Annotated in this window: 14 protein-coding genes and 1 tRNA gene; 7 read left to right on the top strand and 8 right to left on the bottom strand. The window is 70.3% G+C overall.

Features of this window, described 5'->3' with window-relative positions; all coding sequences use genetic code 11:
* The first annotated feature begins 4 nt into the window (after positions 1-4).
* Entirely contained in the window at positions 5-535 is a 531-nt protein-coding gene (locus EDF46_RS11970; RefSeq protein ID WP_123506475.1) for an AAA family ATPase, read from the top strand.
* A gap of 54 nt (positions 536-589) precedes the next feature.
* On the opposite strand, the gene EDF46_RS11965 is transcribed toward EDF46_RS11970, so the two are convergent.
* Complete coding sequence (locus EDF46_RS11965) at positions 590-2,221, bottom strand: glycoside hydrolase family 13 protein (RefSeq protein ID WP_199738265.1); 1,632 nt, start codon at positions 2,219-2,221, stop codon at positions 590-592.
* Between the two features lie 146 nt (positions 2,222-2,367).
* On the opposite strand from EDF46_RS11965, the gene EDF46_RS11960 reads away from it, so the two are divergent.
* The 5 genes from EDF46_RS11960 (at position 2,368) to EDF46_RS11940 (ending at position 6,946) form a co-directional block, all read left to right on the top strand.
* A complete protein-coding gene (locus EDF46_RS11960) occupies positions 2,368-3,642 on the top strand; it encodes an ABC transporter substrate-binding protein (RefSeq protein ID WP_123506473.1) in 1,275 nt (424 codons plus the stop codon).
* 98 nt (positions 3,643-3,740) lie between these two features.
* The gene (locus EDF46_RS11955; RefSeq protein WP_370454098.1) at positions 3,741-4,769 is read left to right on the top strand and encodes a carbohydrate ABC transporter permease; all 1,029 of its coding nucleotides are present in this window, start codon (positions 3,741-3,743) and stop codon (positions 4,767-4,769) included.
* A complete protein-coding gene (locus EDF46_RS11950) occupies positions 4,766-5,677 on the top strand; it encodes a carbohydrate ABC transporter permease (protein WP_123506472.1) in 912 nt (303 codons plus the stop codon). The genes EDF46_RS11955 and EDF46_RS11950 overlap by 4 nt, the downstream gene beginning before the upstream one ends.
* Before the next feature lie 2 nt (positions 5,678-5,679).
* Positions 5,680-5,922, top strand: a complete 243-nt coding sequence (locus EDF46_RS11945; protein WP_123506471.1) for a hypothetical protein — start codon at positions 5,680-5,682, stop codon at positions 5,920-5,922.
* A gap of 16 nt (positions 5,923-5,938) precedes the next feature.
* Entirely contained in the window at positions 5,939-6,946 is a 1,008-nt protein-coding gene (locus EDF46_RS11940) for a LacI family DNA-binding transcriptional regulator (protein WP_123506470.1), read from the top strand.
* Positions 6,947-6,979: 33 nt separating this feature from the next.
* Here EDF46_RS11940 and EDF46_RS11935 read toward each other — a convergent pair whose 3' ends face one another.
* From EDF46_RS11935 to EDF46_RS11915, 5 genes are all read right to left on the bottom strand, one after another.
* The gene (locus EDF46_RS11935; RefSeq protein ID WP_123506469.1) at positions 6,980-7,960 is read right to left on the bottom strand and encodes an NAD(P)-dependent oxidoreductase; all 981 of its coding nucleotides are present in this window, start codon (positions 7,958-7,960) and stop codon (positions 6,980-6,982) included.
* Positions 7,957-10,509, bottom strand: coding sequence for an alpha/beta fold hydrolase (locus EDF46_RS11930; protein ID WP_123506468.1), 2,553 nt, complete (start codon positions 10,507-10,509; stop codon positions 7,957-7,959). Before EDF46_RS11930 ends, EDF46_RS11935 begins: the two co-directional genes overlap by 4 nt.
* A gap of 68 nt (positions 10,510-10,577) precedes the next feature.
* Positions 10,578-11,600, bottom strand: coding sequence for a 3-oxoacyl-ACP synthase III (locus EDF46_RS11925; protein ID WP_123506467.1), 1,023 nt, complete (start codon positions 11,598-11,600; stop codon positions 10,578-10,580).
* A 112-nt stretch (positions 11,601-11,712) separates the two neighbouring features.
* On the bottom strand, positions 11,713-12,312 hold the full coding sequence (locus tag EDF46_RS11920) for a D-alanyl-D-alanine carboxypeptidase family protein (protein ID WP_123506466.1): 600 nt from the start codon (positions 12,310-12,312) through the stop codon (positions 11,713-11,715).
* A 91-nt stretch (positions 12,313-12,403) separates the two neighbouring features.
* A tRNA-Thr gene (locus tag EDF46_RS11915) sits at positions 12,404-12,479 on the bottom strand.
* 99 nt (positions 12,480-12,578) lie between these two features.
* Here EDF46_RS11915 and EDF46_RS11910 point away from each other — a divergent pair.
* Positions 12,579-12,764, top strand: a complete 186-nt coding sequence (locus tag EDF46_RS11910; RefSeq protein ID WP_123506465.1) for a hypothetical protein — start codon at positions 12,579-12,581, stop codon at positions 12,762-12,764.
* A gap of 18 nt (positions 12,765-12,782) precedes the next feature.
* Here EDF46_RS11910 and EDF46_RS11905 read toward each other — a convergent pair whose 3' ends face one another.
* Both EDF46_RS11905 and msrB read right to left on the bottom strand, forming a co-directional pair.
* Positions 12,783-13,349 carry a nitroreductase family protein gene (locus tag EDF46_RS11905; RefSeq protein ID WP_123506464.1) on the bottom strand — a complete coding sequence of 189 codons (567 nt, stop codon included), beginning with the start codon at positions 13,347-13,349 and terminating at the stop codon, positions 12,783-12,785.
* Complete coding sequence (msrB, locus tag EDF46_RS11900) at positions 13,346-13,765, bottom strand: peptide-methionine (R)-S-oxide reductase MsrB (RefSeq protein WP_123506463.1); 420 nt, start codon at positions 13,763-13,765, stop codon at positions 13,346-13,348. The genes EDF46_RS11905 and msrB overlap by 4 nt, the downstream gene beginning before the upstream one ends.
* Positions 13,766-13,896: the final 131 nt, after the last annotated feature.

The following is a 13,896-nucleotide window of genomic DNA, read 5'->3' as shown; positions in this document are numbered from 1 at the left end:
CGGCGTGGCCTCCTTCGTCGTCCTGGTGAACGGGGTGCCCGGCGCCGGCAAGACGACGCTCTCGGCCGAGCTCGGTCGCGTGCTGGCGGTACCCGTCGTGTCGAAGGACGCCGTCAAGGAGGCGCTGGCCGACGCGGTGGACGCCGTCTTGCCGACCAGCCCCCTCGGCGCCGTCGCGTCAGACGCCATGTGGTCGATCGCGGCCCTGATCGACGGAGCGGTCGTCATCGAGTCGTTCTGGTTCACCGGACGCGACGACGCGTTCCTGGCCGCAGGCCTGCGTACGGCAGGTGCCATCCGCGGCGTCGAGGTGTGGTGCGAGGCTCCGGTCGACGTGATGCGGATGCGGTTCCGGACGCGGGCCCGTCACGCCGCCCACGACGATGCCGCGCGGACTGCCGAGTGGGAGGTCTTCGCGCAGGCGGCGGCACCGCTCTCGGGCTTCCCGGTCGTCCGGGTGGCGACCGACGGGCCCGTCGACGTGGCCGCGCTTGCGGCAGCGATCGACAGCGTGAGGGGCCGGCGCGACGGCTAGACACCCTCGTCCGGCCCCCTCGCCGGCACGCAGGGTTCAGCGGCCCAGGTGCGGCTATGGCACCAGCACCCAGGCCGTCGCGTCCTGCGCCAGCGTCGGCCCGGCCGTGCCATCGCTCGACACGAGGATCTCGCCGTCGACGCCTACGGGCGACGTGCCGAAGTTCGAGACCACGCGCACCGAGCCGTTCGTGAACCCGAATCCGTCGGCGTCCCACGCGAGCGATCCCGAGCCGAGGCCGTACCGGGCTCGCAGCTCGAGGGCCGTCCGGTAGAGGGAGTACGTCGAGGAGGGGTCGTCGACCTGCTGGTCGGCGGCGAGCGGTCCGTACGAGTCGGGTTGGGGCAGCCAGACGTCGGCGCTCGGGCCGAAGCCGAACGCGGGGGCGTCCTTCACCCACGGCAGCGGGATCCGGCAGCCGTCGCGGCCTGCCTCGGCGCCGCCCGTGCGGGCGAACGTCGGGTCCTGTCGCACATCGGCGGGCAGCTGAGTGGCTTCGGGCAGGCCGAGCTCCTCGCCCTGGTAGACGTAGGCCGAGCCGGGCAGGGCGAGCATCATCAGCGTGGCGGCGCGGGCGCGGCGCAGGCCGAGGGCGGCGTCGGGCTGCTCGTCGTCGGGTGCGATGCCGTTGGGCCACGAGGTCGGGTCGGCGAGGCCGAAGCGCGACGCGTGCCGCACGACGTCGTGGTTCGAGAGCACCCAGGTCGTCGGAGCCCCGACCGACTCGTTGGCCTCGATCGACTGGTCGATCACGGCGCGGAGGCGCGCGGCATCCCAGCCGGCGACCATGTACGGGAAGTTGAAGGCCTGGTGCATCTCGTCGGGGCGCACGTAGCGGGCGAGCCGCTCGGGCGGCGACACCCAGGCCTCCGCGACGAGCAGCCGGTCGCCGTCGTACTCGTCGAGCACGGCATGCCAGCGCCGGTAGACGTCGTGCACGCCCTCCTGGTCCCACATCGGGCCGGTGTCGCCGGCCGGGACCTTCTTGCGGTCGTCGATGTCGGGCAGGTTCTCGGCCTTGATCAGCGCGTGCGCGACATCGACCCGGAACCCGTCGACGCCGCGGTCGAGCCAGAAGCGCAGCACGTCGTCGAAGAAGTCGGCGACCTCGGGGTTGGTCCAGTCGAAGTCGGGCTGCTTCGTGTCGAACAGGTGGAGGTACCACGAGCCGTCGGCGATGCGCGTCCACGCCGGGCCGCCGAAGTTCGACTGCCAGTTGTTCGGCGGCAGCTCGCCCTGCGCGCCGCGGCCCTCGCGGAACACGTAGCGCGCGCGTTCCTGCGAGCCCCGCTCCGCCGCGAGTGCGGCCCTGAACCAGGCGTGCTCATCAGACGAGTGGTTCGGCACGAGGTCGACGACCACCCGGATTCCCACCTCGTGGGCAGTGCGCAGGAACTCGTCGAAGTCGTCGAGCCCGCCGAACAGGGGGTTCACGTCGCAGTAGTCGGCCACGTCGTAGCCGGCATCGGCCTGCGGAGAGACGTAGAACGGCGAGAGCCACACGGCGTCGACGCCGAGCTGCCTGAGGTAGGGGATCTTGGACGTGTAGCCCGGGAAGTCGCCGATCCCGTCGCCGTTCGAGTCGGCGAACGAGCGCGGGTAGATCTGGTAGATGACGGCGTCGCGCCACCATTCGCGAGCCGTCTGGAGCTCGGTGGCGGTGTCGTCCAGGGGGAGGGTGCTCATCGTCGAGGGTCCTTCTGTGTCGGTCAGCCTCCGACACTAGTGAGAGACAACCGGTTGCTGCAACCGGTTGCACGCCCTATCCCAATCGGGTTACATTGACCTGGCACCAAGCACAGAAGCAGATGCGATCTCAATGAGGAGAAGGTATGAAAACCAGGCGATTTGCCGCCGTGGCCGGAATCGCGGTCATCGGATTGGCGCTGGCAGGCTGTTCCGGAGGGTCTTCGGGCGGTAGCGGCGGCGGGGGAGACGCGGCGGCGGGGCAGGACAGCAGGGGCCCCATCACGTTCGTCCAGGGCAAGGACAACAGCAACATCGTGCGCCCGACCATCGCGCGATGGAACAAGGCTCACCCTGATGAGAAGGTCACCTTCAAGGAGCAGTCCGATCAGGCCGATCAGCAGCACGACGACCTCGTGCAGCACTTCCAGGCGAAGGACTCCGGCTACGACGTCGTCGACGTCGACGTCGTGTGGACGGCAGAGTTCGCGGCCAAGGGCTGGCTGACACCGCTCACCGGCAAGATGAAGGTCGACACGAGCGACCTCCTGCCCTCGACCGTCGCGACTGCGACCTACAACAAGGTGCTGTACGCGGCACCGCAGTCGTCGGACGGCGGTCTGCTCTACTACCGCAGCGACCTCGTGAAGACCCCGCCGAAGACGTGGTCCGAGATGATGGGCATGTGCACCATCGCCAAGGCGAAGGACATGGGCTGCTACGCGGGCCAGTTCGCCAAGTACGAGGGCCTGACCGTCAACACGGCCGAGGCCGTCAACGGTGCCGGCGGATCGATCCTGGCCTCCGACGGCTCGACCCCCACAGTCGACACCGCCAAGGCGAAGGCCGGCCTCCAGAACCTGGTCGACGCCTTCAAGGACGGCAACATCCCCGCCGAGGCCATCACGTACCAGGAGGAGCAGGGTCGTCAGGCGTTCGAGGCCGGCAAGCTGCTGTTCCTGCGCAACTGGCCCTACGTCTACTCGCTCGCCAAGACCGACGGCTCGTCCAAGGTGAAGAACGACTTCAAGGTCGCCCCGCTTCCCGGCGTCGACGGAACCGGCGCCTCGTCGCTGGGCGGCCACAACGCCGCGATCAGCGTCTACTCGAAGCACAAGGCGACGGCGCACGACTTCCTCGAGTTCCTGGAGTCGGAGCAGACGCAGAAGTTCTTCGCCACGAAGGGCTCGCTGGCTCCGGTCATCGCGAGCCTCTACACCGACCCGACGCTCGTGAAGCAGCTGCCGTACCTCCCGACGCTGCTCACCTCGATCCAGAACGCCGTGCCCCGCCCGGTCACGCCGTTCTACCCGGCCGTGACGGCCGCCATTCAGGACAACTCCTATGCGGCCCTGAAGGGATCGAAGACGGTCGACCAGGCGATGACCGACATGCAGGCCGCCATCAAGGCAGCCGGCTGATCTCCTGATCCAGTGACGGGGCGGGAGAGTCCGACTCTCCCGCCCCGTCCCCTACCTCTCACCTGATCCCGAAGCACCGCACTCGGCAAGGAGGCCCCGTGTCCGCTCTCACCGATCTTCCGAGCGATCTCGCTCGACCCCGCTCCACCCCGCCCCGCAAGAAGGGCGGTCTCAACGAGGCCCACGGCCGCTGGGCGTTCTACCTCATCGTCCCCACGGCGATCCTGCTGCTGATCGTGATCGGCTACCCGGTCGTCTCGGCCGTCGTCATGTCGTTCAAGAAGGACGCCGGTCTCGACGCCGCGACAGGGCTGTTCGTCTCGGGCGGGTTCGCCGGTCTCGCGAACTACGCGCACTGGCTGTTCCAGCAGTGCACCACCGCGGCCGGGACCGGAGCGTGCCCTCCCGGCACGATCGGCGCCGTCTTCTGGGAGGCCGTCGGCAACACGTTCTTCTTCACGGTCGTCACGGTCGTGCTCGAGACCGTCATCGGCGTGTGGATGGCCATCATCATGAACCGCAACTTCCGGGGCCGCGCCCTGGTGCGCGCGGCGATCCTGGTGCCGTGGGCGATCCCGACGGCGGTCACCGCGAAGCTCTGGTACTTCATCTTCGCCTACGACGGAATCCTCAACAACGTGCTCGGGACCCACATCCTGTGGACGTCGAGCGAGTGGGCGTCGAAGTTCGCCATCATCATCGCCGACACCTGGAAGACCACGCCGTTCATGGCGCTGCTCATCCTCGCCGGCCTGCAGCTCATCCCGGAGGACGTCTACGAGGCGGCCTCCATGGACGGCGCATCCACGCTGCAGCGCTTCTTCCGCATCACGCTCCCGCTGGTCCGTCCGGCGCTCATGGTGGCCGTGCTGTTCCGCGTGCTCGACGCGCTGCGCATGTACGACCTCCCGGCCATCCTCACCGGCGGAGGCGGTGGTGGCGGCAACGCGACCACGACCCTGTCGATCCTCGTCGTGCAGCAGATCCGAATAGGTTTCAACTCGGCATCAGCCCTCTCGACGATCACGTTCCTCATCGTCTTCCTCGTCGCCTTCCTGTTCGTGCGCTTCCTCGGCGCGAACGTGGTGCAGACGCAGGCGGCCCAGCAGAAGGGTGAACTCAAATGAGCGTCGCCGTCGACCGACCCCGCAGCACCACCCGCGACCGCTCACGCGACAACGACGTCGTCGCCGTCCGTGTGCGGAAGCACCGCGGTCCGCGGGCACGGACTCTCATCCAGGCCGCGATCATCACGATCTGGTGCCTGCTGCCGTTCTACTGGATGATCGTCACCGCCTTCCGCGACGTGGGCTACACGTTCGACACGAACCCGCTGCCGAGCCACGTCACCCTCGACAACTTCAAGACGGCCTTCTCGACCGAGCTGGGCAACCACCTCGGCCGGGCCCTCCTGAACAGCCTGTTCATCGGCGTCTGCGTCACGGCGATCGCCCTCCTGGTCGGCATCAGCGCCGCATACGCGCTGGCCCGCCTGGACTTCAAGGGCAAGTCGTTCATCGCCGGCGGCATCCTCGCCGCGTCGATGTTCCCCGGCGTCGCGCTGATCTCGCCCCTCTTCCAGCTGTTCACCGACATCCACTGGTTCGGGTCGTACCAGGCGCTCATCCTGCCGAGCATCTCGTTCGTGCTGCCGCTGACGGTCTACACGCTCACCTCGTTCTTCCGCGAGATGCCGTGGGACCTCGAGGAGGCCGCTCGGATCGACGGCTGCACGCGGATCCAGGCGTTCCGACGGATCATCCTGCCGCTCGCGGCACCGGCCGTGTTCACGACCGCGATCCTGGCGTTCATCTCGTCGTGGAACGAGTACCTGATCTCGAACCAGCTCTCGAGCGCGGCGACGCAGCCGGTCACGGTCGCCATCGCGCAGTTCGCGGGCAGCCAGCCGCACCAGGAGCCGTATACCGCCGTCATGGCGGCCGGCACCATCGTGACGATCCCGCTCGTGATCCTGGTGCTGGTCTTCCAGCGCCGCATCGTCGCAGGCCTCACCGCCGGCGGAGTGAAGGGGTAGCCATGGCACGCATGTCCCCGGCGAAGCCGACCGACGGCATCGACGGCCTCATCGGGTTCCTCGGCTTCTTCGGGGTCGTGCTGCTGGTCGCCACGGTCGTCTGCGAGCTCACGGGCAGGCCCGCCCTCGGCTGGGCCCTCGTCCTGCTCGCGGCGGTCGTCTGCATCCTCGTCGCCGTGCGGCGTCGAGCCGCTCTGCTCCGTCGTCCCGTGCGCGAGACGGCGGATCAGCTCGATCAGCAGTGACCGCTAGATTCATACCGTGAGCGGCATCCAGGAGATCGCGAGGGCGACGGGGCTGTCGAAGTCGACGGTGTCGAGAGCCCTCCGCAACCTCCCGAGCGTCGCCCCCGCGACCATCATGACCGTCCGGCGGGCGGCCGACGAGCTGGGCTACGTCCCTTCGTTGGCCGCCTCTGGCCTGGCCACCGGTCGCAACCACGCCGTCGGCGTCGTCGTGCCGGTCATCGACCGCTGGTTCTACATCCAGACGATCGAGGGCATCGACGCCGAGCTGCGGCGCGAGGGCTACGACCTCATCCTCTTCAACCTCGCGGGCCGCACCGGCAACCGCGAGCGGGTGTTCCACCGGTCGATCCTGCGCAAGCGGGTCGACGCGCTCGTGCTCCTCTCGCTCGTGTTCGACGACTCGGAGCGCGAGCAGCTCGAGCTCAGCGAGTACCCGACCGTCGTAATCGGCGGGCGCGCGCCGGGCGTGCGGCACATCGGGATCGACGACTTCGACGTGGCGCAGAGGGCGACCCGGTACCTCCTCGGCCTCGGGCACCGGCGCATCGCGCACATCGGCGGCCTGGACGAGGCGGGAATGAACTTCCTGGTGCCGGGCGAGCGACACGACGGCTACACGGAGGCGCTGAAGTCGGCGGGCCTGCCCCTCGTGACCGACTGGAGCCGCAACGGCGCGTACACCTTCGCCGGCGGGCACTCGTCGATGCGGAGCATCCTCGGCTCGGGTGACGTCCCGACCGCGGTGTTCTGCGCCTCCGACGAGATGGCCTTCGGTGCGATGCAGGCGATCCGCGAGGCCGGACTGAGCGTGCCCGGCGACATCAGCGTCATCGGGATCGACGGCCACGTCTACGGTGAGACCCTCGGCTTGACCACCTTCGCGCAGGACCCCCGGGCCCAGGGCACCCGGGCCACCCGCGTGCTGCTGGGCGAGCTCGCCGGGCAGCCTCCTCAGCCGTGGTTCGAGCCGGAGCCCGTCACCTTCATCGATCGCGGCTCGGCCGGCCCCGTCGCCTCCTGAGAGGCCGCGGGCGCAGGAACTGCGAGACCCCGCCTAGCTCCGAGCCCCGGCCGCGTACCACGCCGCCAACCGCGCGAACCCGTCGTCCAGTGACACCTCGGGCGTCCACTCCAGGTCGCGCCTCACCCGCCGCTGGTCGAACCAGTGCGCCGTCGAGAGCTGCTCGGCCAGGAACCGCGTCATCGGCGGCTCGTCAGCGCCGGGCCGCAGGCGCCAGGCCCGCTCGATCAGGGAGCCCGCCGCGAGGGCGACGCCCGCCGGCACGCTGCGGGTCGGCGCCGGGACGCCGGCCGCGCGGCAGATGCCGGCGAGCAGCTCCGCCACGGGCCGAGGCTCGCCGTTGGTCAGCACGTACGCGTTGCCGTGGACGGCGTCGATACGGGCAAGCGCCTGCGCGATGCCGGTGGCGGCGTTGTCGATGTAGAGCGTGTCGATGAGGGCCGTGCCGTGGTCGAGCAGCGGCAGCCGCCCGACACGGGAGCGCTCGACGATGCGGCCCACGAGCTGGGTGTCGCCGGGGCCCCAGACGAGGTGCGGGCGCACCGCGACGACGCGGAGCTCGGCGGAGTCGGCCCCGAGGGCGAGCAGCTCGGCCGCGGCCTTGGTGCGGGCGTACTCGCCGCGGGCGGCGCCGGGGTCGGCGGGCTCGGCGTCGACGCCGACGAGGGAGGAGCCGGCGTGGGCGACGGAGGGCGACGACACGAAGACGAAGCGCCCGACGGCCGCGCGACGGGCCCCCTCGACCAGATGCCGCGTGCCGCCGACGTTGACCGTGTCGAACTCGGCGGGGTCGCCGGCCAGCGACACCTTCGCGGCGAGGTGCACGACGGCGTCGACACCGGCGAGGGCGCGCGCGACGGTCGCGGGGTCGGTGATCGTGCCCGCGAGTTCCTGCGCCCCGTCGATGCCGGCCGGTCGACGCTGGAGCGTGCGCACCTCGTCGCCCCGGCGGAGGAGCTCGGTCGCGACGGATCGCCCGAGCAGGCCGGACGCCCCGGTGACGAGGACCCTCATCGGCCGCCCGCGAGCACCTCGCCCGCCCACTCGCCGAGGGCGGTCCGGTCGATCTTGGAGTTGTGGCGCACGTCGGTCGGCAGCTCCGGCACAGTCAGCACGGCGGCGACCGAGACGCCCGCGGCGCTCCGGACGACCGACGAGATCGCGGGCCCGGCGAGCCCGGCACGGGTCGCACGCGGCATGGTCTCGACGACGGCGACCACCTGCTGCGTGCCCTGCGGGCCGGTTCCGACGACGGCGGCGCGCACGACGGCCGGCACCGACTCGATGCGCTGCTCGGCGGCGACCGGGGTGAGAGCGCCTTCGGGCGTGGTGATGACGTGGGGGAGCCGCCCCTCGACCCAGAGCCGACCCGAGGCGTCGAGGTGGCCGACATCTCCGGTGCGGTGCCAGCGCTCGCCGGCCGTGACCCCGCGACGCGAGGCCCGGTCGGTCAGCCAGAGCCGGTCGTAATGGTCGAACAGGTGCGGCGCCGAGACGACGATCTCGCCGGTCACGCCCGCCTCGTCGGATGGCGTGCCCGTCGCGGTGCCGTCGGCGTCGAGGGCGCTGATGCGAACGCGGACGCCCGACGTCGGGGTTCCGACGCAGACGCCGTTGCCCGGCTCGAGCCCGTCGAGGCTCACGTCGGTGAGCAGCAGGCACTCCGTCATCCCGTAGGGGGTGTGCGCGCTCGCCGCGGGCATGAGCCGCTGCGCCTTCTCGAGCAGGGCGGCCGAGACCGGAGCCCCGGCCGAGAGGAAGGTCTGCACGCGGTCGAGCGCCTGCCGCCGCTCGGGCGACAGGCCGTCGGAGGTCGCGACGACGTTGGCCAGCGCCGCCGGCGAGAGGAACACCACGGTGGCGTCGATCTCGGCTGCCGCGGCGGCGACCGCGTCGGCGGTCAGCGTCTTCGGGTTCGTGACGTCCATGTCGGGCGTCACCGAGCGGGCGCCGAGCGCGGGCCCGAGCAGGGCGAACGGGGCGAACCCGGCGACGATCCCGGTCTCGGAGCCGACGTCGTACGTGTCGGCGAGCACGGAGCAGACGGCGGCGAGCTGTGCGTGGGTGTACGCGACGCCCTTCGCCGGGCCGGTCGAGCCCGAGGTGAACAGGATCGCCGCGGGGTCGCTCGCCGCCGGCATCGAGGGCATCGGGCTCGCGTCGGCCGCCCCGATCGACTGCAGCTCGGGCAGCGAGTGCTTGACGCCGAGAGCGGCGGCGGCTGCGGCAGGCAGCGCCTCGGTCGAGATCTTCTGGCCCGGCCAGCCGAACGCGCGCGCCGCCGACAGCCCCGGGAGGGCGCCGATCAGGTGCTGCGGATAGGCGCCGCGGACCGCGCGGGTCAGACCCTTGGCCCCGAGCCCCGCATCGGCGACGACGACCACCGCGCCGATGCGCAGGCAGGCGTAGAGCACCGCCGTCAGGTCGGCGCCCGGAGGCACCAGCAGCGACACCCGGTCACCCGGGTTCACACCGGCGAGCACGAGGCCCTTGGCGAGGCGTTCCACGCGCCGCATCAGCGAGCGCCACGACACGGTCGCGCGGGGAGGCCGGTCGGCGGCGGCCATCTCGACGACGGCCGTGGCGTCGGAGGTGCGGCGGGCGTCAAGCGGCGCGAAGAGGGTGGTGGGGGAGGCGGGGGCGAGTTCCTGCGCTTCAGGTCTCTCGGCCGTGCCGGCGAAGCGGTCGTCGAGCCAGGTGAGAGCGGCGGCGGCGAAGTCGACGTCTTCGGCGATCAGGTGGCCCGCGCCCTCGAAGCGGTGCACGTCGGCGTGCGGCAGCCGGTGCACGAGGTCGTCCAGGTAGCGGTCGCTGAAGATCGGGTCGCGGGGGCCCCAGAGCATCAGCGCAGGAACTCGCAGCCCCGCGACGGCCTCGGCGATCCGTCGGCGCTCCGGCTCGCTGACGTGGCCCGCGTCGGCGGGGATGTCGGCGACGAATCCGCCGATGCCGCCTCGGCGCCGCGCTCCGCGGTACGGCGCCCGGAAGGCGTCCTTCACGTCGACGTCGAGTGCCGGATGCGCCAGCGCGAGGGTGGTCTCGAGGAACGCCGGCGTGGTCACGGTCGCGCGGCCGAGCACACCGCGACCGAGCGCGAAGCGCAGGGGCGCTGGGATCTTCGACGACTCCGGCTGGTGGATCGCCGTGTTGAGCAGCATCGATGCGGCGAGCAGGTCGGGGTGGTCGACGGCCCAGCCGAGCGAGATGACGCCGCCCCAGTCGTGGCCGAACGTCACCACGGGGCCGGAGAGGCCGAGCTCGTCGGTCAGGTCGCCGAGGTCGCCGACGCGGCGGGTGAGGTCGCGCTCGACGCCGGTGCGCTCCGAGAAGCCCATGTCGAGCTGGTCGACCGCGATGACGCGCCAGGCCGTGCCGCCGGCCAGCGCCTGGTCGGCGGCCTGGGCGACGAGGGAGCGCCAGAGGTACGACCAGGTGGGGTTGCCGTGCACGCAGAGCACCGTGCCGACCGGCTCGATGCCGTTCGCCGCGAGAACCGGCCCGCTGTCGAGGACGTGCCACGTGCGCGACGCGGCCGTCACGAGCCGAGAGAACTCCGACCGCATCCCGGGCAGGCCCGGCGGCGGCAGCTGGGCGGGAGCAGTCGTCCTGGCCGCGCCCGGGAGCCGGGAGGTCACCAGGCGAGCTCGGTCATGGCCGTGTTGATGCCGGACCCGACGCCCATCAGCAGCACGCGGTCGCCGCGGTTCAGCGACTTCTGCTCGTGCGCGAGGGTGATCGGGATGGACGCCGAGCCCACGTTGCCGAGGGTCGGGTACGTGAGCGGCACGCGGTCGCGGTCGATGCCCGCCGACTTCACGAGGTCGGCGGTGTGGATGTCGGAGACCTGGTGCATGACGTAGCGGTCCATGTGCGACCAGTTCCACTCGGTCGACGCGTCGCGCCAGGCCTGCACGACGAGCTCCATGCCGTGCTTGAGCAGGCCCTTGGCGTCGGTGAACATGCCGTTGACCGTGCCGACGCAGAGGTCGTTGTACTGGCTGGCCGAGCGGGTGATCCCGCCGAGGATCCGATGGCCCTCGGGGTGCCTGTCGGCCCGGCCGAGCACCGCCGCCGCGGCGCCGCTGCCGAGGGTGAGCGACGCGAACTCGCTCATGAAGTCCTTGCGCGCGATGTCGCCGTTGAGGAGTCGGTCGACGGTGTTCGACTGCACGTCGTCGAAGTCCTCGCCATCGATGACGATTGCGTACTCGACCTGGCCGGCGTCGATCAGGGTCGCGGCGAGGTTCATGCCGTTGACGAAGCCGAGGCACGCGTTGGCGATGTCGAAGTTGGTGGCGGCCGATCCGAGTCCGAGACCGTCATGCAGGTGCACGGCGACCGACGGCTCGAGGTTGCGGCGGGTGATCGACGTGTTGATCAGGAGCCCGACCTGGTCGGCGCGGATGCCGGCCTCGTCGAGGGCGCGCTTGCCGGCGATGATCGCCGCCTTCTCGAACGTCTGCGTCTCGCCCCAGTTGCGGCGCTCGAGAACGCCGGCGACCCGCTGGAGGAGACCCCTCGGAAGCTTCAGGCGCTTGAGGACCGGCTGCAGGCGGCGGTCGAGCTCATCGGACGTCGTCACGCGGTCGGCCAGTTCGCTCGTCACGGAGAGAAGAGCGACGTTCTTGTGCCGCGTGTTTGCATTTCCGTCCAACGGAACTCCCTATCCAGTTGTCGCAGGCGCTTTTGTACCCGTTCGAGTGTACGACCGCGTCGACTGGATGGATGCCGGGTGTCCCCCGGGGAGATATTCCGTTACGGGAATACTATTTCTTGGTCGTCGTCTTCTTGGGCGGCGTGAACTCGAAGTGCCAGGCCTCTCCGAAGCTGTTGCCGACCGGGTACCAGCCGTACGAGGGGCCGTACTTGTCGGCCCAGCGCTTCTGGATGCTGCCCGACTCGTTGACGTGCGAGTTGAGGTCGACCGCCAGGCCCCAGCCGTGGATGCTCGTGCCAGGCACTGCGGCGACCGAGACGTTCTTCTTCTTCGTCCAGTACTTGCCCTTGTACTCGATGCTGTTCTTGACCTTCTTCGAGTGCGCCACGTAGCGGGCGTTCCAGATCTTCACCTGCGTGCCGTAGGAGCGGTACGCCTCGGTGATCCCGAGCTCGTAGCCGAAGCGCTTCTTGAAGGCCGCGTTCATGGAGCCGTAGCCGGCCGCCGCATCGATTCGCAGGTGGCCGTTCGGAACCGCGATCATCTTCGAGAGCGGGATGTTGCCGTTGGAGTAGCCGCCCCAGGCGCCGTTGGCGTGAGCAGGAGTCGCGGACTGGCCCAGGACGATGCCGAAGGCGAGCAGGAGGCCGAGCACGATGATGACGAGCCGACGCCGCGACGAGGAGAGTGTGATCGTCGAAAAAGTCATGCCTCGAGGCTCGCATCATCCTTCAGGATGATCTCCCCCCAGAGCGGGCGGCCCCAGTACAGGGGGAGCGACGGCGTGGCGCCTTGAATCGTGGGGCCGACTGCGGGACTTGAACCCGCAACCTGCTGTTTACAAGACAGCTGCGCTACCAATTGCGCCAAGTCGGCAAGTGCCGCAAGTCTAAACGACGCCGGCGGGCCCTCGCGATGCGAGCGGCCCGCCGGAGGGCTTACGCTAGAGGCAGTTCGAAGCCTGAGGAGCCCCGTTTGTCTAACATCGTCATCGCCGTTGTCGCCATCGCGCTGTTCATCTTCGGCATCTTCTGCTTCGGCCTCGCGTTCCAGGTGCCCGAGGCGTGGCGCATGCTCACGTTCTTCGGCGGCATCATCGCCTGCACCGTCGCGCTCTTCATCCCGATGACGTTCGTCGGTCGCAGCAACCGCTCCTGGTAGGCATCGGGCCCGTGCTCGTCAGAGCCCGCCGATGAAGTCGGCCGCGTCGATCAGCTTCCGCGGCTTGCGGTCTGCCTCGTTGGAGCCGCCCACGTAGAGCCAGCCCAGCAGCTTCTCGTTCTTCGAGAGCTTGTGCGCCTTCGCGACCTTCTTGTCGCGGGTGTGCGACCCGGTGCGCCAGAACACGCCCCACCCGGCCTCGTCGAGCAGCAGGCTCAGGAGATGCGCGACGCCGGACGTGACGGACTCCTGCTCCCACTCGGGCACCTTGCTGCTTGAGCGCGGCGACGACACGACGGCGATCACGAGTGGCGCGCGCAGCAGACGCCTCGCGCCGCGGTCAGCCTTGTCGCCCCTCGCGCCGCAGGCCTTGGCCAGTGCACGGCCAACCGTCAGGCGGTCGTCGCCGCGGAGCTCGATCAGCCGCCAGGGACGAAGACCCGAGTGGTCGGCCACGGTGCCCGCCGCGGTCACGAGCTCGAGAAGCTCGGCCCGCGTCGGCGACTCGTCGTTGACGCGCGACCGCGAGCGGCGCCGCAGCGCCGCCTCGCGGACGGGCGCCGCGGTCGCTGAAGCGTGGCTCACGCCTCGTCGGCCTGGAAGTTCAGCGAGATGCTGTTCATGCAGTAGCGGTCGCCGGTCGGCGTGCCGAAGCCGTCGTCGAAGACGTGGCCCAGGTGCGACCCGCAGTTCGCGCAGCGGACCTCGGTGCGGACCATGCCGAGCGACTTGTCCTCGATGAGCTGGACCGCCTCGGGGCGGATCGACTCGTAGAACGACGGCCAGCCGCAGCCGGAGTCGAACTTCGTGCCGGCCTTGAACAGCTCGGCGTTGCAGGCGGCACAGGTGTACAGGCCGGCGCGGCTCTCGTCGAGCAGCTCGCCCGTCCAGGGGCGCTCCGTCGCAGCCTGGCGCAGCACGGCGAACTCGTCGGCGCTGAGCTCCTCGCGCCATTCGGCGTCCGACTTGGCGACCGCGTAGTTGGTGGTCTCGGCGTCCATGGGGATGCTCCTTCGTCTCGGGGCCGGCGTCTCCCGTGGCCCGGGAGTTTTCGGCCTCCCCATTCAACACTGCATGCCCGCCGATGATTCCGTGAGTCGGCCCGGCGTCGGCTGAGTGGCCCGTACGGTGT

It is taken from the genome of Frondihabitans sp. PhB188, assembly GCF_003752365.1.
Taxonomy (GTDB): domain Bacteria; phylum Actinomycetota; class Actinomycetes; order Actinomycetales; family Microbacteriaceae; genus Frondihabitans.
The sequence above is the reverse complement of the archived record's forward strand: the minus strand, read 5'-3'. Positions and strand labels throughout refer to the sequence as shown.

Bases quoted from the DNA above. Each gene is read 5' to 3' on its own strand.
- EDF46_RS11965 (WP_199738265.1), bottom strand. From the start codon at position 2,221: ATGAGCACCCTCCCCCTGGACGACACCGCCACCGAGCTCCAGACGGCT.
- EDF46_RS11960 (WP_123506473.1), top strand. From the start codon at position 2,368: ATGAAAACCAGGCGATTTGCCGCCGTGGCCGGAATCGCGGTCATCGGA.
- EDF46_RS11950 (WP_123506472.1), top strand. From the start codon at position 4,766: ATGAGCGTCGCCGTCGACCGACCCCGCAGCACCACCCGCGACCGCTCA.
- EDF46_RS11945 (WP_123506471.1), top strand. From the start codon at position 5,680: ATGGCACGCATGTCCCCGGCGAAGCCGACCGACGGCATCGACGGCCTC.
- EDF46_RS11935 (WP_123506469.1), bottom strand. From the start codon at position 7,960: ATGAGGGTCCTCGTCACCGGGGCGTCCGGCCTGCTCGGGCGATCCGTC.
- EDF46_RS11930 (WP_123506468.1), bottom strand. From the start codon at position 10,509: ATGCGGTCGGAGTTCTCTCGGCTCGTGACGGCCGCGTCGCGCACGTGG.
- EDF46_RS11920 (WP_123506466.1), bottom strand. From the start codon at position 12,312: ATGACTTTTTCGACGATCACACTCTCCTCGTCGCGGCGTCGGCTCGTC.
- msrB (WP_123506463.1), bottom strand. From the start codon at position 13,765: ATGGACGCCGAGACCACCAACTACGCGGTCGCCAAGTCGGACGCCGAA.